Genomic DNA, 23,702 nt, shown 5'->3' with positions numbered 1-23,702 from the left:
AAATGAATGTGTTTTGTTGTGAACTAGATGTTTTTCACGGTTTGCAAGAAGTGTTTGAAAACGCCTGGATTGGCGGCCAGGATGCTGCTTGAATCACCAGTGTATTGATTTCCTTTGATATCACTGACCATTCCACCAGCTTCTTTTACAATAAGTACGCCAGCGGCTGTGTCCCAGTCGCTTAGCCCAAACTCCCAGAAGCCATCCATGCGACCTGCAGCCACATAGGCTAAATCTAAGGCAGCAGAGCCTGCACGACGCATATCAATGCATTGTGGGTATAACGCGTGGAAATACTCTAAGTATTTTTCAAGGTCCTGACCTTCTCTGAAAGGAAAGCCGGTTGCCAAAATTGCTCCGTCTAGTTTCTTGGAGGCACTGACACGAAGGCGCGTGTTATTTAATTGTGCACCAGAACCTTTTGCAGCACTGAACATTTCATCTTGAAGTGGATCAAAAACCACTGCGGCAACTGTCTTGCCTTTTTGACGTACTGCAATTGAAACACAGAAATGGGGAATGCCACGTAGAAAATTGGTTGTGCCATCGATTGGGTCGATAACCCATTCGACATCACTCTTACCCTGATGACCACTTTCTTCTGCGAAGATAGCATGGTCAGGATAGCTTTTGTGAATAGTATCAATAATCAGCTGTTCAGCCTGCTCGTCAATATTGCTGACGAAATCATTTGTGCCTTTGCTTTGCGCGATAATGCGATCGCGATTGGCAAATGCTTTTGCAATAAAGTCACCCGCACGGTTAGCCGCGCGCACGGCAATTGTTTTGTACGCATTCATGTTGATACCACCACTGTCAAAGAACTGTTAGCTCAAGGCTAAAAACGCGCGCATCATATCAAATAATAAGCCCAGGTAAAATAATTATGATTATAAATAGGGGATTTGTGTTTGCTTTGTTATCATAGCTGTATACTGATTTATGCATAATTTCAACATCTTATGAGTCAAAACTTGTCTCAGGAACCGCAGTTTGATACTCAGTTACTCGACAGTATCAAGATAGTTCTTTGTCAAACCAGCCATCCCGGCAACATTGGTGCTACAGCCAGGGCCATGAAAACCATGGGTTTAAGTCGGTTAGTGCTGGTAAATCCAAAAGATTTTCCATCAGAAGAGGCTTCTGCTCGATCATCAGGAGCATTAGACGTACTGGATAGTGCTGTTGTGGTTGATACCATCGAGGAAGCACTGGCTGACTGTCGCTTAATCATTGGTACCAGTTCTCGCAACCGAGCCTTACCCTGGCCCTTAATTGAGCCGCGAGAGATGGGGCACATTATCCGCGAACAGACAGATGCAAGACCTGTGGCGATTGTTTTCGGCCGTGAAAGTACCGGACTTCTCAATGAGGAATTACAGCTCTGTCATTACCACGTTAATATTCCAGCCAATCCTGAATATATGTCTTTAAATCTGGCGGCGGCTGTTCAGTTGATTGCTTATGAAGCCCGACTAGCAAGTAAAGTTGTATCTTCACAGGACGTTAACGTTGAGCAAGATTATAGTAACGACGATATAAATGACTTTGATAAAGAGAGTGAGCGATTAGCAAGCTTTGAAGAAGTGGATGGTTTATATAACCATCTGGAATCTACTATGAAGCAAACGGAATTCTATAACCCCGAGCAACCCAAATTGTTACCTGCTAGAATACGCAGAATTCTAGCAAAGGCTCACCTTAATAAAGGTGAGGTTAATATCCTGAGAGGCTTTTTATCTTCCATGGATAAATATTTAAAGCGTCAAATGAAAGGTCAGTAGTATGTTTAAACGCATCAAAGAAGATATTAAAAGTGTTTACCACCGTGACCCAGCGGCTCGTAACAATTTTGAAATCTTGACCAATTATCCTGGCCTTCATGCAGTCTGGTATCACCGTTTAGCCCATAAACTATGGAATGCTAATTGGAAATGGTTGGCTCGCACTATATCTACGCTAGCCCGCTGGTTAACAGGAATTGAGATTCATCCGGGCGCAAAAATTGGTCGTCGCTTTTTCATCGATCATGGCATGGGAGTGGTGATTGGCGAAACGGCTGAAATTGGTGATGACTGTACTATTTATCACGGGGTTACATTAGGCGGAACCAGCTGGAAGGCTGGGAAACGCCATCCAACTTTAGAAGATGGTGTCGTAATCGGTGCGGGTGCTAAAGTTCTTGGCCCGATTACTTTGCATAAAAATGCAAGGGTAGGCTCAAATGCAGTTGTTGTAAAGGATGTCCCCGAAGACACCACTGTTATTGGCATACCAGCTCGCGAAGCATCTCGTTCTAAACATGACGGTGATGAAATTTTTGAGGCCTACGGCATCAGCGCTGATCAACAGGATCCACTCACACAGGCAATTCGAAGCATGTATTCACATGCTAACGCTATGGAAGCCCAACTCCATTCCATATGCTGCGCATTGAAATCAAAAGGTTTTGATCTTACGGAGTTTGATTTACCCGATATCGACTGTAAGGCCATATTGGATACTAATGGTAAACAAGACTCTACAAAGACCGATTCAAGTCAGCCAGATACGCAACCTAAATCTGATAAAAGCAACTAATCAAAAAATATCCTAGTAATTTATTTAGGTATCGCCTTGATATTGGTCATGAATTATTTTAATGCAAACGAGGGTTTAGCATTAGCTTTAGATTAATCAATGAGTTACGGGTGAATCATCCGGTTGCCAAGTGATTGGCAAAGTTGACTAATTTAGTCGGGTATGGGATCATAAGCGTGTAATTTACAGGATTAGCTTATGAAACTCAGTACTAAAGGGCGATACGCAGTAACAGCCATGCTTGACTTGGCATTACATAGCGGTAATGGCCCCATAACATTGGCGGAAGTCTCAAGCAGACAGGATATTTCACTGTCCTATCTTGAGCAGCTATTTTCCAAGTTGCGCAAAGCAAGCTTGGTTGAGAGTGTGCGTGGGCCAGGCGGAGGTTATGAACTGAAAAGACCTTCCAGTCAGATTTCAATCGCTGAAGTTGTATTGGCTGTCAATGAGCCGCTGAGTGCAACTAAGTGTAATGGTAAAGGTGGCTGTCAAGATGGTGACCTTTGCTTATCGCACCAGCTCTGGAGTGAGTTAAGCGATCAGATTTATCAGTTCCTGAGTGGCATTACTCTGGAACAAGTTATTCAAAGACGGTTTGTGAAAAAGATTGCAGAGCGTCAAAACCAGCGTTTTCGTGAAGAAGACGTTATTTTATTTAGTTAACGATTTATTAGCTGCTACATCATGGCAGTTCATAGGCAAACGAAACAGCGGAGAAAAGCATGAAATTACCCATCTATCTTGATTACGCAGCAACTACGCCAGTCGATCCGCGTGTTGCCGAGAAGATGGTTCAATACATGGGTGTTGACGGTATCTATGGCAATCCGGCTTCTCGTTCTCACAAATTTGGTTGGGAAGCGGAAGAGGCGGTTGATATTGCTCGTCAACAGGTAGCTGAATTAATTAACGCGGACCCTCGCGAAATTGTCTGGACTTCAGGAGCAACTGAGTCAGATAACTTGGCAATCAAGGGTGCTGCGCATTTTTATGGTAAGAAAGGTAAACATATCATTACCGTAAAAACAGAACATAAAGCGGTTCTGGACACCACTCGTCAACTTGAACGTGAAGGTTATGAAGTTACTTATATGGACGTTCAGGAAGATGGGTTAGTGGATCTTAAGGCTCTTGAAAACGCTATGCGTGATGACACTATTTTGGTCAGCATCATGCACGTTAATAATGAGACTGGTGTGGTTCAGGATATAGATGCTATCGGTGAAATGTGCCGTGAGCGCAAAATTATATTCCATGTCGACGCTGCACAAAGTGCAGGAAAATTACCAATTGATGTAGAAAAGACCAAAGTCGATCTGATGTCAGTTTCAGGCCATAAAATGTATGGTCCAAAAGGCATAGGCGTTCTGTACGTGCGTCGTAAGCCACGTGTTCGCTTGGAAGCACAAATGCACGGTGGTGGTCATGAGCGCGGTATGCGTTCAGGTACTTTGCCGACTCACCAAATCGTTGGTATGGGTGAAGCTGCGCGTATCGCCAAAGAAGATATGGCAAGCGATAACGAGCGTATCATTCGCTTGCGTGAGCGCTTGTGGAATGGCGTTAAAGATATGGAAGAAGTATATTTGAATGGCCATGCGGAAAAACGTGTAGCTGGCATTATCAATATCAGTTTCAACTTTGTTGAAGGTGAGTCATTGATTATGGCACTTAAAGACTTGGCCGTTTCTTCAGGCTCAGCCTGTACATCAGCGAGTTTAGAGCCTTCGTATGTATTGCGTGCATTAGGTCGTGATGACGAGTTGGCGCATAGTTCGATTCGTTTCACCATCGGACGCTTTACAACGGAAGAAGAAGTGGATTACGCCATTGAGAAAATTCAAAGCTCAATTGGTCGTTTACGTGAATTATCGCCTCTTTGGGAAATGTACAAAGAGGGTGTGGACTTGTCTAAAGTTGAGTGGCAGGCCCACTAAACAATCATAGGAGATATTACTATGGCTTATAGCGAAAAAGTTATTGATCATTATGAAAACCCTCGCAATGTAGGTTCTTTCGAAAAGACTGACATTAGCATTGGTACAGGTATGGTCGGTGCACCTGCGTGTGGTGATGTAATGAAGCTTCAAATTAAAGTGAATGAGCAGGGCATCATTGAAGACGCAAAATTTAAAACTTATGGGTGTGGCTCTGCGATTGCTTCAAGCTCTTTAATCACAGAATGGGTTAAAGGCAAAACAATCGACGAAGCTCAGTCAATTAAGAACACCCAGATTGCTGAAGAGTTGGCTTTACCTCCAGTAAAAATTCACTGCTCTGTATTGGCGGAAGATGCCATTAAAGCTGCTGTGAAAGACTACAAAGATAAGCACGGTCAGTAATCGAGAGTTTAACAGTTAACCAGGTAAGTAGATTAGGATTAAATATGGCAATCACCTTATCAGATGCAGCAGCAGATCGCGTGAAAAGTTTTATGGCCAATCGTGGCAAAGGACTTGGCATTCGTCTTGGTGTTAAAACCACAGGTTGCTCTGGATTAGCTTATGTCTTGGAGTTTGTTGATGAGCTCGAAGAAGATGATGTGGTTTTCGAAGATAAGGGCGTAAAGGTGATTGTTGATCCTAAGAGTAAACTTTACTTGGATGGTACTCGTTTGGAGTTTAAGAAAGAAGGTCTGAATGAAGGCTTTGAGTTTGTGAACCCCAATGTAAAAGGTGAGTGCGGTTGTGGTGAGTCCTTTACCGTTTAACTTCTTTTAAGCAAAGTAGTTACGTCTAACTCTCAACTTCGTCAACTAACAGTACTACTCTGAACCTAGACTCTGATTATGACTAAAGCACAGCAGAACTATTTTGAACTATTCGGCCTTGAGCCGAATTTTTCTATAGATGTACCAAAACTGTCTGCAAAATTAAGAACGCTTCTTAATAGCGTCCATCCCGATAGGTTTGCAAGTTCTGGCTCTCAACAGCAGATGCTTTCGATGCAAAAAACCACTCAGTTGAATGATGCATTTGCCGTACTCAAGAATCCGGTAAAGCGTGCGCAATATCTGTTGCATCTTAAAACAGGTATTGATACTTCAAAAGAACATACCGTTAATGACCCTGAGTTCTTAATGCAGCAATTAGAGTTACGCGAGGAACTGGAGGAAATCTCATCCAGTAATGATATCGGTCAGCTCAACCAGTTTGCTGATAAAATTGATGAGTTAGAAGTTGCTCAGGAAAAGCAAATGTCTGAGCTGTTTTCGCAGGAGCCCCTGGATACAGATGAGCTTCAAAAAGCTATTTATAAGCTACAATTCTTGCATAAGACCTTGTCTGACATAGAACTCGCTGAAGACAAGCTTTTAAGCTAAAACCTCAAACAGTAAGTATTATTTATGGCGTTACTTCAAATTTCAGAACCCGGCAAAAGTACAGACCCACATCAGCATAGACTGGCAGCGGGGATTGACCTGGGCACAACTAATTCGCTTATAGCCACGGTACGCAGTGGTAAAGCTGAGACTTTACCTGACTTAGAAGGCGACCACATTTTACCTTCGATAGTTCATTATGCAAAAGATGGTACTGTGTCGGTGGGAAAGTCTGCGAAACTGTTTGTATGCTCTGATGCTAAAAACACCATTAGTTCAGTTAAGCGTTTGATGGGCCGAGGCCTCAAGGACGTGCAAAAGATTAAAGAGTTCAGTGCCAACCAGTTGACTGCATCGGGTACAGGTATGCCAGCGGTCGAAACCGAGAACGGCATTAAAAATCCTGTTGAAGTTTCCAGTGAAATTTTAAAGGCTTTAGTAAAGCGCGCCGAAGACTCGCTTGGTGATGAGCTTGGTGGTGTTGTTATTACCGTACCTGCATATTTCGATGAAGCACAGCGGCAGGCAACCAAAGATGCTGCGCAAATTGCGGGTGTTAAAGTTTTACGTTTAATCAGTGAACCGACAGCCGCGGCTCTAGCATATGGGCTTGATACAGGCAGTGAAGGTATTCACGCCATTTATGATCTGGGTGGTGGTACCTTTGATATTTCAATCCTGCGTCTGGAAAAAGGCGTCTTCGAAGTTATGGCCACTGGTGGCGATAGCGCACTTGGAGGCGACGATTTTGACAGAGCGATTGCAGGTTATCTTGTTGAGCAGGCTAACATTGATAAAGGTGATCGTAGCGCCTATCAGATGGCCATGATTAAAGCGCGTGAGGTTAAAGAGGCCTTAACCAGCAAAGAAAGCGTTGATATTAACTTTATGCACTGGAAGGGCTCAATGGATCGGGCTTTGATGGAGTCCTTAATTGCTCCAATTGTCGATAAGACTCTTGCTGCCTGCCGTAGAACACTTAAAGATGCTGGTCTCAAAGCTTCTGAAGTGCAAGATATTGTCATGGTTGGTGGCTCAACTCGCGTACCATTGGTTCGCCAAAAGGTTGAAGACTATTTTGGTAAAAAGCCATTGACCGATATTGATCCGGATAAAGTGGTCGCCATTGGTGCTGCTATTCAGGCTGATGTTCTTATTGGTAACAAAAGCGATGAGGACATGTTGTTACTCGACGTTATTCCTCTTTCGCTGGGTGTTGAGACCATGGGTGGCCTTGCTGAAAAGATTATCCCAAGGAATACGCCAATTCCAATTGCTCGAGCTCAGGAATTTACCACCTATAAAGATGGTCAAGCGGCTATGGCCATACACGTGGTTCAGGGAGAGCGAGAACTGGTGGAAGACTGTCGTTCATTGGCCCGCTTTGAATTGCGTGGTATTCCGCCGATGGTCGCAGGAGCAGCACGGATTAAGGTGACTTATCAGGTTGATGCTGATGGATTGCTCAAAGTGACTGCCGAAGAGACTATAACCGGTGTAAAATCGGATATTGCTGTAAAGCCTTCTTATGGCCTTAATGATGAACAGATCACCTCAATGCTGCAATCGTCAGTGAGCCATGCCGAAGAAGATATGAAAGCGCGTATGTTGCGTGAGCAGCAGGTAGAAGGTAAACGTGTGATTGAGGCTGTTGAAGCTGCATTAGCAGAAAATGGCGATGAGTTGCTCTCAAAAGATGAGCGCCACGCTATTGAAGAAGCGTTAAAGCAGTTGGCTTATATCACTGAGAATGGCGATATCGAAGCCATTGAAGAAGCAATTAAAGTCGTAGATAAGAGTACCGAAGAGTTTGCTAGCCGGCGGATGGATGCGAGTATCGCAAAAGCTCTGGTTGGCCATGAAATTGATGAAATATAAGGGTTTATAATGCCTAAAGTAATTTTCTTACCGCATGAAGAGTTATGTCCAGAAGGGGCCGTTTTCGAGGCTGAGAAGGGCGAAACGATACTGGATGTTGCCTTGCGTAATGATATTGAAATTGAGCATGCCTGCGAAATGTCGTGCGCATGTACCACTTGCCACGTTGTTGTTCGTGAAGGCTTTGATTCACTTGAAGAAAGTGATGAGCTGGAAGATGACATGCTGGATAAGGCCTGGGGATTAGAGCCTGAATCGCGTTTAAGCTGTCAGGCTGTGGTGGATGATGAAGATCTGACAGTCGAAATTCCAAAGTACACCGTGAACCAGGTTTCAGAGCGTCATTAGTAGCCAGTTTTAAGAGAGCACTCCTATGAAATGGATAGATAGTTTAGACATAGCCATCGAGCTTTATGAAAAGCACCCAGAGGTTGACCCCAAAACGGTTAATTTTGTGGATTTGCAAAAAATGGTCATGGGTCTTGAAGACTTTGATGATGACCCAAAGCGCTGCGGTGAGCGAATCCTTGAGGCCATTCAAATGGCTTGGATAGAGGAAGCCGAATAGGCCAATTTTTGAGCGTATAAAATTCAGAAAAGAGTCAACAAAAGGTTGTATTTTCTGCAAAAAACAGTATTATACGCGTCTCACCAAAAACGCACTTTGGTGACTCTCGAAAGAGAATTTGGGTTGCTAGCTCAGTCGGTAGAGCATCTGACTTTTAATCAGGTGGTCACAGGTTCGATTCCTGTGCAACCCACCAAATTCTTAACCCTCGACTAGAGGGGACAAAAAAGCCGCAAGTGGAAACATTAGCGGTTTTTTTATGCCTGTAATTCTGAGTCTATTACTTCCTGAAATAATGTACCGATAGAAAACCTCAATAAAGTCATAATTTCTCTGAATTTAGACTTGAGTTTTCAGCTCAAAACGGTATTATACGCGCCATCGAGTTAGGCATGGCCTGACAAGAGATTTGGGTTGCTAGCTCAGTCGGTAGAGCATCTGACTTTTAATCAGGTGGTCACAGGTTCGATTCCTGTGCAACCCACCAAATCTTTTCCTTCGGGAATTAAGAAGCCGCTAATGGAAACATTAACGGCTTTTTTTGTGTCAGAGAGGTTTTCTCGTCATTGCGAGGACTTTAGGCCGTGGCAATCTCTTTACAGTATCCGTAGCCCGTGACTTAGGAATCACTTTAGAGGAAAAAAGTAAGCTTGTTCGAGGTTTATCAAGAGCAACCCCGAAGTCACTTTGTTCCTTCGAGGCTACACTTACTATTCAAGTATTCTTGTCAATACTGTAAAACCTGGCCTCGACAATTAACCCTAGAATACCTAAAGTCATTAAAAATACCGCCAGGATTAGGAAGATATTGTTGGCAGTACTTCTTTCATTGATTTCTTTTTTTAGAAAATAGTCCCTAGAACCTACATCTAAGTTAATATTAAACGTTGAACCACGGTAAGTTTTTGTGATTATAGTGTCAGTCGTGCCATTCCGAGTTGGCTGGGGATACATATTTGGCATGTATAAGCCTACATATTTCATATAACAAAGCTTTTCTTCTTTAGATTTAATGCATGCATTTATTTCGTTCTTATAGTCAACTCCAGGTGAACTATATTCGTACTGGTTATTACTCGAAAGCAGTTCTAGCTGAGCAATAAAAAGAAATAGCACGGCCACCAGGATAAAGGTAGAGCAAACAATAACGGCTGCTTTTCGTTTGCCTTTAGCAATTTCATGCTTGTTGTTACTGGTGTTTGCGATGATAGGGATGTGCATCAGGTTTTTACGAATATATTCTTTATCCAGATCCTTTATCATCTCATCGGGCGTAACCTCATAAGCGGTGCATAGCTTGTCGAACATTTCCGTGGAGGGGATACTTTTGTCATTTTCTAACTTTGAAAGATAGGATTGTTCAATCCCAAGCTTTCTAGCAAATTCAGGCTGAGTCCAGCCGCTGGTTGAGCGTAAAGCGCGTAGTTTTTCACCAAGTGTCATTGTTGTTTCTCCGTAAAATTAATGTCGTTAGCCACAAAAAAGTGACCTTATTATTGTTTTTAAAAGCTTCAGGAATAACCAGATGAATAGATTGTAATAACAAGGAATATACAGGAATCTTTAAGAATTTGAATCGGTTAGCTCTTATTTCTCGGGTTGTTTGTGCTTATTATGAAAATTCTATTAAAGGAATAAAAAAGCCGCAGGCTTTGCAACCCGCGGCTTTGGCATAGGGCTAGTCGACCCTATTGCTCGAACGCTTTTGTAGGCACTTGCGTTAGTAGTGCTTAGCCTGGCCTTGACCAGTAACCACATATTTTTCAGTGGTTAATTGAACCAGTCCCATTGGGCCGTAGGCGTGCAGTTTACTGGTTGAGATACCGATTTCAGCACCAAGACCTAGTTCGCCACCATCTGAGAAACGTGATGATGCATTGACCATAACTACTGAAGAGTTAATTCGACGGATAAATTCGTTACCGCGGTCAATATTCTCTGTGACAATTACTTCGGTATGGCTCGAGCTGTGCTCTAGAATATGAGCAACGGCATCATCATATGAATCTACCTGTTTAACGCTCATGGCAAGGCTCAAGTACTCGTTGTGGTAATCTTCTTCGCTGGCTTCAGTGGCATTATCCAGTTGTGCAGCTGAGTCTTTATCAGCTTTGAACTGAATACCAAACTCGTTACCAAGTTTGTTCACACGCTTTAGAAATTTATTGGCAATGTCTTTGTGAATGACCAAGCTTTCTAAGGCATTACAAACGCCAGGACGAGATACTTTACCGTCTTTCAATAGCTTCTCAGCTTTATCAAGATCAGCAAACTTGTCGACATATAGGTGGCAGACACCTTTAAAGTGTTGAATAACTGGAATCTTACTGTTGTCAGTTACTGCACGAATCAGTCGCTCGCCACCACGTGGAATGACCAAATCAATGGTGTCACGGAACTGTAGCAGGTGATTGACTGCTTCATGGCTTTGCGACGGTACCATGCAGACCATTTCTTTGCTAAGACCACAGTCTGAAAGGGCATCGTGCCAGCACTGAATTAGTGCCTGGTTTGAGTGCCAGGCTTCTTTACCACCGCGCAGAATCACAACGTTACCTGATTTTAGGGTCAGGGCAGCAGCTTCTACAGCAACGTTAGGACGCGCTTCATAAATCATCAGAACTACGCCTAATGGGATACGCATTTTGGCCACTCGAATACCGTTCGGACGAAGTGTGCTTGGACCCATTTCACCGACAGGGTCGGCCAGGCTCATGACATTATGTAGGGCATCTACCATGCCATCAACACGCGCTTCATCCAACAGCAGTCGATCGACCATAGCATCAGAAAGATCGTTTTCTTTGGCGTATTCGATGTCTTTTTTATTGGCATCCAAAATCTGGTCCTGGTTGGCTTTCAATCGCTTAGCCATTGCCGCTAATACATCGTTTTTCTGACTGCTGGTTAAGTTACCCAACATTTGTGCTGCCTGCTTGGCACGCACAGTCAGTTCATACAGCTCTTGCTGTTCTTGACTCTCAAATGATTTCTCTTGCATCGTCATAAATTCCTCCTAAGCTACCGATACTTCTTTACAAGTTCGGTGAATTAAAGTCCCTGGATTCTGGTTATCAAACAACCTCATATAACTCTCGTTCTTACCATTACAGATAATAGTGTCGATACCATTTTCTGATGCAAAACGCGCAGCTTGTAGCTTGGTTTGCATACCACCGGTACCACGAGGGTTATTAGTGTCTTTACCAACTGCCATGGTTTCATCGTTAACGCCTTTAAATTGAGTAACAAGTTCAGCGTCAGGATTAACCTTTGGGTTATCGTCGTAAACACCGTTAATGTCACTACAAATGATTAGTAGGTCAGCATCCGTTAGTGCTGCGACTTGAGCAACCAGGTTGTCATTGTCGCCAACTGTAAGCTCTTCAGTTGCAACCGTATCGTTTTCATTAACGATTGGCATAGCACCGAGCTCAAACAACGTTTGGAAAGTGCTACGGGCATTTTCTGAACGCTCTGGATTTTTGATATCCGCAGAGGTCAGCAATACCTGAGCAACCACATCATCAAAGAAACGCTGCCAGTGTCGAACCACCATAGATTGGCCAATTGCAGCCAATGGCTGTTTCTCTTTGCGTGTGAGCACTTCGGTGTCCGGCTTTACCAGGTTGTAGCCAGCAGCTACAGCACCTGAGGAAACCAGAGTGACATTCTTGCCAGCTTTGTGGCACTTACGAATAAAGTGTGCAATCGGCAGACAGTATTCGGATGAGCAGGAGCGACCATCAGGAGCTACCAAGGCAGATCCCACTTTAATGACTATATTTTTGTATTGACTAAAATCGATATGTTCGAGCATGGAAAACCTTATGTTTCATTTAAAGGATGTATGAATGGAAATGTCGAATGGAGTGCTAGAAGACAGGACTGCGAACGGTCGCTGTGACCGATGCAGTAACAACAGACGAAACACTCGACTGGCCTGAAAAGCCTGTCGTTGCTGCGTTTTTTGCTGTTGAATTAATAGTAAGCACGGTTCGCATTGTCAACATACAGCTCCTAATGTCAAACTCTATCCCGAGAAAATCTGAGAACGCCTCTAAGCGCCTCTTAGCGGAGTTTGGCCAGTTTAACTGGTAGGGTAGTTGCATTAGTTTAAGTATTGCTAACTTCCCAGCAGGCCAAACCTCAGCGATTCTGCTAAATTCTTCAAATTATTTGAAATAACAGTATCTTATGCTTCGGATAAGCTAGCTTTATCCGAAGGTGTTGCTGATACCTGTCTTTGGGGTTTGCCGAGAAACCAGCTGCCCGGGTTGTGATTCATCCAGAGCTGGCTATAGGCTTCAGTTTTTCCATTGCAGATTATACAGTTGATGCCATTATTGTTAGCGGTCAGTGCTGCCTGTACCTTGCTTAGCATGCCACCCATGGAGCGAGGATTATGACTGCCATGAGCATAAGTCTGACATCGGGTGTCATTAGGTTCGATGAATTCGATCAGCTTAGCTTTTGGATTCAGATAGGGGTTATCATCATACAAGCCATCCACATCACTACAGATGATCAGTAGGTCTGCATCTGTGAGTATGGCAACCTGCGCGGCTAACATATCATTATCACCAAACTTTAACTCTTCAGTGACAACGGTATCGTTTTCATTGACGATGGGCAGGGCGCCGAAACGCTTCAGCTGTGCGAATGTTTTTTTAGCATTAAGGGCTCTTGTTGGATTATTGATATCGTCAGTAGTTAGTAAAACTTGAGCAACGTCCTGGTCAAAAAATCGTTGCCAGTGACGAATGACGATGGACTGGCCTATAGCCGCCAGCGCCTGCTTCTGTTCAAGGTTGAGCTGATGCTCAGTTAATCCGAGTTGATTAAAGCCTGCCGCTACGGCACCGGATGAAACCAAAATGATATCTTTACCTGCATTACGGCATTGCTTAATAAAGTTGGCAATGGGTAGGCAGTATTCGGCAGAGCAAGCTCGCGCGTCTGGCGCAATTAAGGCTGATCCCACTTTAATAATGATTGTTTGATAGCGGTCAAAGTTAATGTTATTCATCAGTTTTCTCTCAGGCATTAAAAAACCCGCAAAGCTTTTGGCTTGCGGGTCTGTGGTTGATCTTATTTATGTTTGGTTATTGTGTTTTAACTTACCATAAAAAATACTCACACAGCGCAAGCCTAGCCTGTCCGGGTACGGGAAGACTTTGCGGGTTTGCCATAATAGGCTGAGCTGTGCGAAGACATATATTCATGACTGTGATAATCGCCGGAAAAGCTGAAATGGTCAATTAACTTTTGGTTATAAATAGTTCTGTCTTTACCTTGTTCATAAAAAAGGGCCCCGTAGGACCCTATTTATGTTTGAGCTTTTTACTTAAGCTGATCGGCTAAGTAGGTATAAATCAGTGCATATAGCTTGGCTGTTTGCTCATTATTAGCCGCACCGCCGTGACCGCCTTCTGTGTTTTCATAATACAGAACGTCATGACCCATTGCCTGCATCTTGGCTACCATTTTACGGGCGTGTCCTGGATGAACGCGATCATCTCTTGTCGATGTCGTGAAGAAGATTCTTGGGTAATCTTCGTCCTTAGCAATATTATGATAAGGGGAATAAGTTTTGATGTAGTTCCACTCATCTTCATTGTCAGGGTTGCCGTACTCACCCATCCAGCTGGCGCCAGCAAGGAGTTTATTGAAGCGTTTCATATCTAATAGCGGTACCTGACAGACAACTGCACCAAACAGATCAGGACGCATGGTTGCAACTGTGCCGACTAACAGACCACCGTTACTACCGCCACGAATGCCTAAGTGCTTTTCAGAAGTGATTTTACGCTTAATTAAATCTTCAGCCACACTGATAAAATCATTGAACGCAACGTGTCGATTTTCTTTAAGGGCTGCCTGATGCCAGTCTGGTCCATATTCACCGCCGCCACGAATATTGGCTAGTACATAGACGCCACCTTGCTCTAACCAGTTTTTACCAGTCAGTGCTGAATAACTTGGATTCAGTGACACTTCAAAGCCACCGTAGCCGTAGAGTAAAGTTGGATTCTTGCCGTTGTACTCAAGATCCTTTGGCATCACGATAAAGTAAGGGACTTTCACACCATCTTTTGCCGTAACAAAGTGCTGCTCAACTTTGTATGGCTCTGCATCAAAAAATGCAGGTAGACTTTTCAGTTCACTGAATTCACTTTGCTTCTCGTCATAGTAGAAGAGGGTGCTTGGCTTAAGGAAGCTGGTGTAGTTAACAAAAAAGTTATTATGCTTGTCACTGGTTCCGGCAACGTTTAATGAGCCAAACTCTGGCAAATCTATCTTTTGACTTTGCCACTTACCATCCGCATACCAATAGCGATGTAATTCGCTGCTGACATCTTTCAGTAAGTTTATGAGTAAGTAATCCTTTGTAGACGAAATACCGCTGATAGCTGTTCGCTCATCGGGAACCAGAACTTCGGTAAAGTTCTTTTTACCTTTTAAATAATCATTAATATCAATAGATAGAAGTGAAGCCTGTTCGTAGGTTTTGTCACCTACAGCCCAGTCAGATTTTAGCTCTAATAATAATTGTCCATTATTAATCGCTCTAAAAGAACTGTCTTTTGGTCGATCGAGTTGAGTAAGGCCATCATCATTGAGTAAGTAGATTTCTGATGTGTAAAAATCCAGCCCTTGATAGATAAGCTTATAAGACTCATCCTTATCTCGTGTTACAAAGCCCTGAACTGCAACGTCAGTTTGATTGCCCGAGAATATAGTAGCCGCATCTTCAAGTTTCTGTCCGCGCTTCCAAACTTTGACAATACGTGGGTAGCCTGAGTCGGTTAAACTGCCGGAACCAAAGTCGGTTCCTACAAAAACAGTATTTTCATCAATCCAACTCAGGTTACTTTTTGCTTCTGGCAATTGAAACCCGTCTTTGACGAAGCTTTTCTTTTCAACATTAAACTCACGCACGACTGTTGCATCAGCGCCGCCGCGAGAAAGACTAACTAGACACAGTTTGTAATCTGGGTACAAGCAGTTTGAGCCTTTATAGACCCAGTTTTCGTTCTCTTTTTCTGCTAGTGCATCAACATCAAGAATAACCTCCCACTTGGGGTTCTCTTTCTTGTACTCTTCAAGAGTGGTACGACGCCATACTCCACGTACATTGTCCTCGTCGCGCCAGAAGTTATAAAAATAGCCATTCATTTCAGTAACGTACGGAATGCGCTCATCCGAATTTAATATGTCCAGATTGGTTTCATATAACTCTTTATAGAGAGGTTGGGATTGTAGGTAGCTTAAAGAGACTTTATTGTTCTCTTCGACCCATTCAAGGGCTTTTTTACCTTCGACTTCTTCTAGCCAGATATAAGGATCATTAGGTTCTTTGGCGGAAACTGAAGTAGCCAATAAGCCACTCAGCAAGCCAGTTAACAGTAGTTTATACATTGTTTTTTCCACAGAGGCCTCCAAAAATGCGCACTAAATCTATCAAGTATTTCCAATACAAAATCGCTAATGAGCATAGCAAAGGGGAAAGTGTTCGGCTAGGATACAAATGTTTTGAAATATTACAGAGGGACAGTGGTTTGACGCATCAAAAGACAATTATAGAAGAACACTATGATACAAAGGCAAGAGTACAGTTGGACTTTAAGGGTTACATCAAAATAGCTATTTTTAATCTGGTGGGCTTGCCAGTGGTATATGCTATCTATTTGTATATTTATCTTATCTATTTAAACAATGATTCAAGTTTTTCTTTTATTAGTTACTTAATATCATTTATACCCGGTATGAGTTTGTTCTTTGTTATAGGGTTTACAACAAGTTTGATTACATATCCAATTTATCGCTGGTGGTGTGATAAGCGTAGAGGGCAAGTAATGACAGGCAAGTTTGCAATGATTCGTGAAAGACAAGAAAAAAGCGCAGGTTAGTCGCTAACACTGCGCTTTTTTTGAACGGGATGTTGCTTGATTTAACGAGCTAACTGTAAGTCTTCAATCACAGCTGCCAGGAAGCGGGCAGCTTCACCACCGGTACATGCGCGATGATCAAAAGTTAATGACAATGGCAACATTTTTGCATTGGTAATGCCTTTGTCCGTTAGCTTGAGCTCGTTACGGAAACGGCCTGTTCCAAGAATTGCTACCTGAGGTGGCGATACAACCGGGGTACCATAACGACCCGCGATTGAGCCAAAGTTTGAAAGGGTGATGGTCGCATTTTGCTGATCATCTTGCTTCAAAGATTTGGTTTCAATCTTTTCACGTAATTCCTGAACTCTAGCTCGAACCCCTGCCATATCCATGCGGTCTGCGTTATGCACAACCGGAACGTATAAACCGTCCGGAGAGTCTACCGCGATACCCACATTAACATTCGGATGCAATAAGCGTTCGAAGTTCTCACCATCAAACCAGGCATTCATTGCTGGAACCTGTTTTGCAGCAGTAACAATTGCGCGAACATAACGTGCTAGGGAGTCAGTACCTTTTGGCCATGCAGTAATGTCTGCATCTTCAACTAGGCTGGTAGGAACGACTGTAGCATGTGAATTTGCCATACCCATCGCCATGGCGCGACGAACACCACGGACTTTTTCTGGCTGCACCTCAACGCTGACAGCTGGCAGACCTTTAGCCTGTTGTGCTGACATAGCTGGTTGTGACTGGCGTGGAGCAGATGAACCACCTTTTGAGGCCTGTTCAACATCATCACGGGTAATCGAACCTTTGCGACCTGTTGGATTACAATCACCCAAATCAACACCAAGTTTACGCGCTAATGCACGTACTGCAGGCGAGGCTTTATAGGCAAGTGGGTTTGAAGTATCAACACCGGCTGTTTGTTGTGGTAGCTCTGCCGTAGTTGTTGAGGCAGTTGCACCTGACTTAGCGGCTTCTCGTACATCTTTCTGTGTGATAGCGCCATCTTTGCCAGAGCCTTTAACTTTCGTTAAGTCGACTTTCAATTTTTTGGCTAGTGCTTTTACAACAGCGTTGGCTGTTTCAGCGACAACATGATTGCCGACTTCAACGGCGCCAACCACAGTACCGCTGTCAGCGCGCTTTTCTTCTCCAGCTTCTTCTTTAGCTGGTGCCGCTGCTTTGCTTTCTCCACTAGAGCTGCCGCCAGTACCGCCGAATTCTACTAATGGTGCACCAACTTCGATAACATCACCTGCCTGACCGTAAAGTTTGGACACTTTACCTGCAAAAGGAGAGGGCACCTCAACCACAGCCTTTGCGGTTTCCATTTCAACCATTGGTTGATCAACAGTAACCGTATCACCTTCTTTAACTAGCCAACGTACAATTTCCGCATCTGGCAAACCTTCGCCTAAATCCGGAAGTAAGAAAGTGTCGCTACCAGCAGCAGGAGCTGATGCTTGTGATGGTGTCTCATCATTTGTAGTTTCAGTTACGGGTGCTGGCTCTGGAGCTTCTTCAGCTACTTCACCAACCTCTCCAAAGGTTACTAGAACAGCACCAACATCTATGACATCACCTTCTTTGCCATGCAATTTACTGATACGACCGGCGAATGGAGAAGGCACTTCAACCACGGCTTTTGCAGTTTCCATCTCGACCATTGGCTGGTCGACAGTTACTTCATCACCTTCTTTAACTAACCAGCGTACGATCTCCGCATCTGGTAAGCCTTCACCTAAATCGGGTAAGTTAAACTGTTTCATTTGTACTCCATGATTTTGCGTGCTTCATCGAGGATGCGATCCACGGTTGGCATATATTGTTTTTCTAAGCGGTAGTATGGCATGACAGTGTCGTAACCTGAAACGCGGCCAATTGGTGCGAGTAGACTTAGAATAGCTTTTTCGGCAATTTCAGCGGCAATTTCAGAGCCTACAGAGCCGGACTTAGGAGCTTCCTGTACGATACAAACACGACCAGTCTTTTGAACGGATTCAAGAATCGTATCCATATCAATTGGGCTGATTGTCGCTACATCGATCACCTCAGCATCTATGCCTTCTGCTGCTAGTTTTTCAGCAGCTTGCAAGGTTTCATGCATCATTGCGCCCCATGAAATCAGGGTAATGTCAGAGCCTTCGCGATCCACGAAACATGCTTCCAATGGGTATTCTTCGCCATTGTCTTCTACTTCATGCTTAACAATTCGATAAACACGTTTTGGCTCAAGGAAAATCACAGGGTCTGGGTCACGAATAGCGGCTAACATTAAACCGTAAGCGCGGCTAGGGTTTGAAGGGATAACCACCTTCAGGCCAGGTATATGTGCGAAGAGAGCTTCAGTTGACTCTGAGTGATGCTCTGGTGCGTGAATACCGCCACCGTATGGTGCACGAATCACCATCGGTAAAGTCAAACGACCACGTGTACGATGACGCATACGGGCAGCATGACAGAATATTTGGTCAACCGCAGGGAAGATAAAGCCCATAAACTGCATTTCTGCGATTGGCTTCATGCCTTGCGCGGCCATACCAACGGCAAGACCAGCAATCATTGACTCCGCGAGAGGGGAGTCAATTACACGGTCTGAACCATACTTCTTTTGTAGGCCGTCGGTTGCGCGGAATACACCACCGTTTTTACCAACATCTTCACCAAACAATACAACATCTTTATCATGCTCAAGCTCATAGGCCATTGCTGCATTGACTGCTTCAATTAAAGTAATCGCTGCCATTATTTTGCACCTCGCGCTTTTTCGGCCAGCTTGATCGCTGCTTCACGTTGTGGTTTTGTTAGCTCTGGTAGTTCCGCGTATAAGTGGTCGAACATTAATTCTGGACCAGGTTTTGGAGTCTCTTCATAGGCTTTCACTGCTGCTTCAACCTCTTTAGCAATTTCAGCTTTCATGGCTTCCTCGTCTTTATCAGACCAGGCTTTATTCGCTTCGAGGTATTTGCGTAAACGAACCATTGGCTCATTTTTCCAGGCTTCTTCTTTCACCTTAGGATCGTCATAACGAGATGCATCATCTGCTGTTGTGTGATCGCACAAACGATAAGTTATGGCTTCAATCAAAGTTGGCCCGCCACCGTTACGCGCTTTTTCAAACGCATATTCGGCAACCTGTTTTACTGCGATGATGTCATTACCGTCAACTTGCACGCCTTCGATACCAGCTGCGATAGCTTTTTGAGCATAGGTTTCACAAGCTGTTTGGATTTCAGTCGGTACAGAAATTGCCCATTGGTTGTTGTTAACCATGAATACAACACCAAGATTCCAGATACCAGCAACGTTAATGCCTTCGTAGAAATCACCCTCTGAAGTACCGCCTTCACCAATTTCAGTGGCGACTGCACGCTTTTGACCGCGCATCTGAATCGCTTTGGCAACACCAGAAGCATGGATGATCTGGTTAGCAATTGGTACACAGATGGGGAAGTCTTCTTTAGCAACAGAATAATTCGAACCGCTTTCATCACCGCCCCAATAAAGTAGGATTTCTTCCATGGTGATGCCATGTTTCAGCATGGCACCAGTTGAGCGGTAATAAGGAATAAGGACGTCTTCAGCAGTCATTGCATCGCCATAACCAATGCCGATGGCTTCCTGACCTAATGAAGCAGGGTAGGTACCCATTTTACCGGTACGTTGTAAGGCATATGCTTTTGCATCAAAAGCACGTAATAGCGCCATATCGCGGTAAAGTTTACGCATTTTATCCATATCTTTGGCAAATGCGGGTAGTTCCTGGGTTGGTTTACCCTGAGGATCAAGATACTGGTGGTACTTGATTTCAAAAGAAGCAACAGTTGTAGTCGTCAAGGCTACATTCTCCTAAGGTTACTGGGAAAGTTGATTCACAGTTTTGGTCTAATCGAACCTTCTCGCAAAATTTGTTCGATTATACGTGATTTATAAAGCTTTTTCGTTAACGGTTTATGAAGAGTGATTTATTATTCGTCACTTTAAAAATGTACTTATTTTTTAATAAGTTAGAGCGTTCGCTCAGCCGTTAATTTGAGCTTTCCCATGGTTAAAAACAGCTGTTTTCGGTGGCGATTGTACGGATTTTTAAGGCTTTTGTATAGTGACTGGCTCTTCTGACCAGTGATCCATCAATTCTGTTGTAGGTTGCCCGCCTAAGGATTATTAAAACTAATGCTTTCAAATGGCTTTTCAACCAAAATTCAGTCAGTTATTAACGCTTGTTTTGCATTGACGGCTAATATAAGTATCAATGTTTAAGCTTTTATATCCATCTCAAAATAGGCATGTTCGGGGCAAAAGGCGAGCCCTTTAACACAGTTCTTGTTGCACTGTTTCCATTTGCATATTTCAAAACTTAATCCACCGTGGTTTTGAACCATTAAATCAATTCTTGCATGAGTGGTATCCAGTTTTTGCCATGCGTCGCGATCCTGTACTTTTACACATATTCCAATCTGATTAGCCCTGGCAATATCAATATGCCAATACTGGCCACACATCGAACACTGATTCAAACATGCCCACTGAGAAGGATTCCAGTCTACTTCATCAAGACCATGCAGCGGATGCTGAGGATTGTTGCTGATAATTTCATCATCACCAAGCAGGATATCGGCTAGGGTTGAACATTGGCACATATTGATGTCTTTAATCGGTAAGTTTGTTTTGGCGAAGTCTTTTATATCGAATAGTTTCCATGATTGCTACAATAACGCCAATTTAGTTTAAGAATAGTATTGGACATCTAACAAAGAGCTTTTATGAAAACCAGCGATAGTATCCTAGTAAAATACCGCAAAGATTATAAGCCATCTGCATTTCTCATTAATAAAGTTTCATTAAATTTTGAGCTGTTTGATGATTACACAATTGTAACTGCTCGTTTGATGTTGCAGGCCAACCCGGCAGCCGATTCTTCAGATGCTCTGGTGCTTGACGGTGAAGATTTAGAGTTGCAGGGTATCGATGTCGCTGGGCAAAAGCTTGTGCAGGAGCAATATGAAGTTGAGTCAGAGCAACTGACTATATGGCTCAGCAAAATTGAAGGTTTGGATTATCAAGAGTCTCCTTTTGAGCTAGTTACTAAAGTCAAAATTCATCCTGCTCAGAATACCAGCCTGGAAGGCCTATACCTGTCCAATGGCAAATTTTGTACTCAGTGCGAAGCGGAAGGGTTCCGCAAGATTACTTATTATCTTGATCGCCCCGACGTTATGAGCACCTTTGATGTTCGCATTGAGGCTGAAAAGAAGAAATATCCTCATTTACTGTCTAATGGTAATCAGATTGAACATGGCAGCTTAGCCAATGGTCGTCACTATGCCATCTGGCAAGACCCATTTCGCAAACCCAGCTACCTGTTTGCCTTGTGCGCAGGTGACTATGATTTGTTGGAAGACCATTTTACGACTCGCTCAGGACGCGATATCAAGCTTGAAATTTACGTCGATAAAGGAAAGCTAGAGCAATGTCATCATGCGATGGCCTCATTGAAAAAAGCCATGGCCTGGGATGAACAAGTGTTTGGACTTGAATATGATCTCGATATCTACATGATTGTGGCTGTTGGTGACTTCAACATGGGCGCGATGGAGAATAAAGGCCTAAATATTTTCAATACAAAATATGTGCTGGCACACCCTGAAACTGCGACCGATCAGGATTTTGAAGATGTAGAAGCAGTAATAGCGCATGAGTATTTTCATAACTGGACTGGCAATCGCGTAACCTGTCGTGACTGGTTTCAGTTGAGTTTGAAAGAGGGGCTTACGGTATTCAGAGACCAGCAATTTACAGCTGATCAGACTGATCATGCAGTAAAGCGAATTGAAGACGTCAAAGTTATTCGCTCGCATCAGTTTGCAGAAGATGCAGGTCCGATGGCACATCCGATCCGTCCAGACAGTTACATAGAAATGAATAACTTTTATACGGTTACCGTTTATAACAAAGGAGCCGAAATTATTCGTATGTACCATACCCTGTTGGGTGCAGACGGGTTCAGGCGCGGAATGGATTTGTATTTTGAACGTCACGATGGTCAGGCTGTTACCTGCGAAGATTTTGTCAGTGCTATGGAAGATGCTAATGGCTACGACCTCAAGCAGTTTAGACGCTGGTATTCACAGGCGGGGACTCCGGAAGTAACTGTAACCAGTGAATATGATGAGTTACACAAAAAGCTGACACTGCAAATTGGGCAGTCATGTCCCGACACCCCCGGGCAATCCAATAAACAACCATTCCATATTCCACTAAAGCTCGGCCTGCTTGATAAAGATGGTAATGACCTGGCGCTCGAGCTGGCATCAAATAAGGAACAGCTGACTGATGATATATTGCATCTGACAGAAGCGGAGCAAACTTTTGAATTCGTCGGAGTTTCCCATAAGCCCGTGTTGTCATTATTACGTAATTTTTCTGCGCCAGTGCGTCTGTTTTATGATTACAACGATCATGAGCTGGCTTTTCTGTATGCACATGATAAGGATCCCTTTAATCGATGGGAAGCAGGGCAGAGGCTGTTTACTCGGGTGATCTGGCAGCTATGCGCAGAGCAGGAAGCCGGTGAGCCGATGCAGTTCCCACTGCATCTAGTTAATGCGGTACAGAATTTGTTAGCCGATGATTCCCTGGATGGTCGCTTTAAGGCACTGGCTCTGACTTTGCCTGATATTAAAGCTCTCATCGAAGAGGTTGAGCGGGTTAATCTGGATCACCTTATTGCCGCCCATGACTTCCTTAAGCGTGAGCTGGCGAAACAGTTGGAAATGGATTGGCTGGTTCATTATCAAGCCAATCATCATGTTGGAGACTTTAAGCAGGATAAGGCCGCCATTGCAAAACGAGCATTTGCGGGAGTGTGTTTGAGTTATCTGGTAGCGCTTGATAAGCCAAAAGCCTATGAGCTGGCGGTTAGCCAGTTGGTCAACAGCAATAATATGACCGACGCCGAAACCGCTTTACAGCTTCTTATGCACTCTAATTATAACCAGAAAAAGCAAATTGCTGACGACTTCTACCGCAAATGGCAAGATGAAGAGCTTGTGGTTAACAAATGGCTTTCTGCTCAGGCAACGGATCCGACTGATAAAACCATTGAGAGAGTTAAGGGTTTAATTGAGCATCCTGCTTTTGATATTAAAAACCCCAATAAAGTACGCTCAGTGGTGGGGGCTTTCGCTGGCTCGAACTTGCCGCAGTTCCATCGCAGGGATGGTAAAGGGTATGTATTCCTGGCAGAGCAGATAAAACAGCTTTACAGTGTAAATCCACAAACCGCAGCTCGTTTGACTGGTGCTTTCAACCGCTGGAAAAAGTTCGATGACGAGCGTCAGCGCTTGATGTGCGAACAATTACAGGGTATTTTGCAACTGCCTGATTTGTCCAAGGATGTTTATGAGATAGCGAGCAAGGCCTTGGGCTGATTCAAATTTAACCGATA

Annotated in this window: 22 protein-coding genes and 2 tRNA genes; 14 read left to right on the top strand and 10 right to left on the bottom strand. The window is 43.7% G+C overall.

All coding sequences use genetic code 11. From position 1 onward, the window contains the following. Positions 1-23: 23 nt before the first annotated feature. Complete coding sequence (locus tag CW740_RS07105; RefSeq protein ID WP_106646863.1) at positions 24-800, bottom strand: inositol monophosphatase family protein; 777 nt, start codon at positions 798-800, stop codon at positions 24-26. A 174-nt stretch (positions 801-974) separates the two neighbouring features. Here CW740_RS07105 and CW740_RS07100 point away from each other — a divergent pair, with 174 nt between their 5' ends. From CW740_RS07100 to CW740_RS07045, 12 genes are all read left to right on the top strand, one after another. Continuing rightward, entirely contained in the window at positions 975-1,784 is an 810-nt protein-coding gene (locus CW740_RS07100; protein WP_264755020.1) for an RNA methyltransferase, read from the top strand. Between the two features lies 1 nt (position 1,785). Continuing rightward, positions 1,786-2,580, top strand: a complete 795-nt coding sequence (cysE, locus tag CW740_RS07095) for a serine O-acetyltransferase (RefSeq protein ID WP_106646861.1) — start codon at positions 1,786-1,788, stop codon at positions 2,578-2,580. Between the two features lie 198 nt (positions 2,581-2,778). Further along, entirely contained in the window at positions 2,779-3,246 is a 468-nt protein-coding gene (locus CW740_RS07090; protein ID WP_018624714.1) for an Rrf2 family transcriptional regulator, read from the top strand. 59 nt (positions 3,247-3,305) lie between these two features. Continuing rightward, complete coding sequence (locus CW740_RS07085; protein WP_106646860.1) at positions 3,306-4,520, top strand: IscS subfamily cysteine desulfurase; 1,215 nt, start codon at positions 3,306-3,308, stop codon at positions 4,518-4,520. Positions 4,521-4,541: 21 nt separating this feature from the next. Next, on the top strand, positions 4,542-4,925 hold the full coding sequence (iscU, locus tag CW740_RS07080) for a Fe-S cluster assembly scaffold IscU (protein ID WP_106646859.1): 384 nt from the start codon (positions 4,542-4,544) through the stop codon (positions 4,923-4,925). A gap of 44 nt (positions 4,926-4,969) precedes the next feature. Next, complete coding sequence (iscA, locus tag CW740_RS07075) at positions 4,970-5,293, top strand: iron-sulfur cluster assembly protein IscA (protein WP_018624717.1); 324 nt, start codon at positions 4,970-4,972, stop codon at positions 5,291-5,293. A 78-nt stretch (positions 5,294-5,371) separates the two neighbouring features. After that, positions 5,372-5,905, top strand: coding sequence for a Fe-S protein assembly co-chaperone HscB (gene hscB, locus CW740_RS07070; protein ID WP_106646858.1), 534 nt, complete (start codon positions 5,372-5,374; stop codon positions 5,903-5,905). A gap of 24 nt (positions 5,906-5,929) precedes the next feature. Further along, a complete protein-coding gene (hscA, locus tag CW740_RS07065; RefSeq protein ID WP_106646857.1) occupies positions 5,930-7,783 on the top strand; it encodes a Fe-S protein assembly chaperone HscA in 1,854 nt (617 codons plus the stop codon). 9 nt (positions 7,784-7,792) lie between these two features. Next, entirely contained in the window at positions 7,793-8,131 is a 339-nt protein-coding gene (gene fdx, locus CW740_RS07060) for an ISC system 2Fe-2S type ferredoxin (protein ID WP_106646856.1), read from the top strand. A 25-nt stretch (positions 8,132-8,156) separates the two neighbouring features. Then, a complete protein-coding gene (gene iscX / locus CW740_RS07055) occupies positions 8,157-8,351 on the top strand; it encodes a Fe-S cluster assembly protein IscX (RefSeq protein ID WP_018624721.1) in 195 nt (64 codons plus the stop codon). 120 nt (positions 8,352-8,471) lie between these two features. Continuing rightward, positions 8,472-8,547: transfer RNA gene (locus tag CW740_RS07050), tRNA-Lys, on the top strand. Positions 8,548-8,762: 215 nt separating this feature from the next. Next, a tRNA-Lys gene (locus CW740_RS07045) sits at positions 8,763-8,838 on the top strand. Between the two features lie 227 nt (positions 8,839-9,065). Here CW740_RS07045 and CW740_RS07040 read toward each other — a convergent pair. The 5 genes from CW740_RS07040 to CW740_RS07015 form a co-directional block, all read right to left on the bottom strand. Continuing rightward, entirely contained in the window at positions 9,066-9,794 is a 729-nt protein-coding gene (locus CW740_RS07040; protein WP_106646855.1) for a helix-turn-helix domain-containing protein, read from the bottom strand. Between the two features lie 277 nt (positions 9,795-10,071). Continuing rightward, positions 10,072-11,358 carry a glutamate-5-semialdehyde dehydrogenase gene (locus CW740_RS07035; protein WP_106646854.1) on the bottom strand — a complete coding sequence of 429 codons (1,287 nt, stop codon included), beginning with the start codon at positions 11,356-11,358 and terminating at the stop codon, positions 10,072-10,074. A 9-nt stretch (positions 11,359-11,367) separates the two neighbouring features. Further along, on the bottom strand, positions 11,368-12,171 hold the full coding sequence (gene proB, locus CW740_RS07030; RefSeq protein WP_106646853.1) for a glutamate 5-kinase: 804 nt from the start codon (positions 12,169-12,171) through the stop codon (positions 11,368-11,370). A gap of 375 nt (positions 12,172-12,546) precedes the next feature. Further along, the gene (gene proB, locus CW740_RS07020; protein ID WP_188459685.1) at positions 12,547-13,380 is read right to left on the bottom strand and encodes a glutamate 5-kinase; all 834 of its coding nucleotides are present in this window, start codon (positions 13,378-13,380) and stop codon (positions 12,547-12,549) included. Positions 13,381-13,694: 314 nt separating this feature from the next. Beyond that, positions 13,695-15,773, bottom strand: coding sequence for a prolyl oligopeptidase family serine peptidase (locus CW740_RS07015; protein ID WP_106646851.1), 2,079 nt, complete (start codon positions 15,771-15,773; stop codon positions 13,695-13,697). Positions 15,774-15,799: 26 nt separating this feature from the next. On the opposite strand from CW740_RS07015, the gene CW740_RS07010 reads away from it, so the two are divergent. Next, the gene (locus tag CW740_RS07010) at positions 15,800-16,264 is read left to right on the top strand and encodes a hypothetical protein (protein ID WP_106646850.1); all 465 of its coding nucleotides are present in this window, start codon (positions 15,800-15,802) and stop codon (positions 16,262-16,264) included. Positions 16,265-16,305: 41 nt separating this feature from the next. Here CW740_RS07010 and CW740_RS07005 read toward each other — a convergent pair whose 3' ends face one another. The 4 genes from CW740_RS07005 to CW740_RS06990 all read right to left on the bottom strand — a co-directional run bounded on the left by CW740_RS07005 (position 16,306) and on the right by CW740_RS06990 (position 20,895). Next, positions 16,306-18,024 (bottom strand): 2-oxo acid dehydrogenase subunit E2, encoded by a 1,719-nt coding sequence (locus CW740_RS07005; protein WP_106646849.1) that lies wholly within the window; start codon positions 18,022-18,024, stop codon positions 16,306-16,308. After that, positions 18,021-19,001 carry an alpha-ketoacid dehydrogenase subunit beta gene (locus CW740_RS07000; RefSeq protein ID WP_106646848.1) on the bottom strand — a complete coding sequence of 327 codons (981 nt, stop codon included), beginning with the start codon at positions 18,999-19,001 and terminating at the stop codon, positions 18,021-18,023. The genes CW740_RS07005 and CW740_RS07000 overlap by 4 nt, the downstream gene beginning before the upstream one ends. After that, the gene (gene pdhA, locus CW740_RS06995) at positions 19,001-20,092 is read right to left on the bottom strand and encodes a pyruvate dehydrogenase (acetyl-transferring) E1 component subunit alpha (RefSeq protein WP_106646847.1); all 1,092 of its coding nucleotides are present in this window, start codon (positions 20,090-20,092) and stop codon (positions 19,001-19,003) included. The genes CW740_RS07000 and pdhA overlap by 1 nt, the downstream gene beginning before the upstream one ends. Positions 20,093-20,511: 419 nt before the next feature. Further along, positions 20,512-20,895 (bottom strand): metal-binding protein, encoded by a 384-nt coding sequence (locus CW740_RS06990; RefSeq protein WP_106646846.1) that lies wholly within the window; start codon positions 20,893-20,895, stop codon positions 20,512-20,514. A 123-nt stretch (positions 20,896-21,018) separates the two neighbouring features. On the opposite strand from CW740_RS06990, the gene pepN reads away from it, so the two are divergent. Further along, the gene (gene pepN, locus CW740_RS06985; RefSeq protein ID WP_106646845.1) at positions 21,019-23,685 is read left to right on the top strand and encodes an aminopeptidase N; all 2,667 of its coding nucleotides are present in this window, start codon (positions 21,019-21,021) and stop codon (positions 23,683-23,685) included. The last annotated feature ends 17 nt before the right edge of the window (positions 23,686-23,702 follow it).

Origin of the sequence: Kangiella profundi, assembly GCF_002838765.1 — a bacterium.
Classification (GTDB): Bacteria; Pseudomonadota; Gammaproteobacteria; order Enterobacterales; family Kangiellaceae; genus Kangiella; species Kangiella profundi.
The sequence above is the reverse complement of the archived record's forward strand: the minus strand, read 5'-3'. Positions and strand labels throughout refer to the sequence as shown.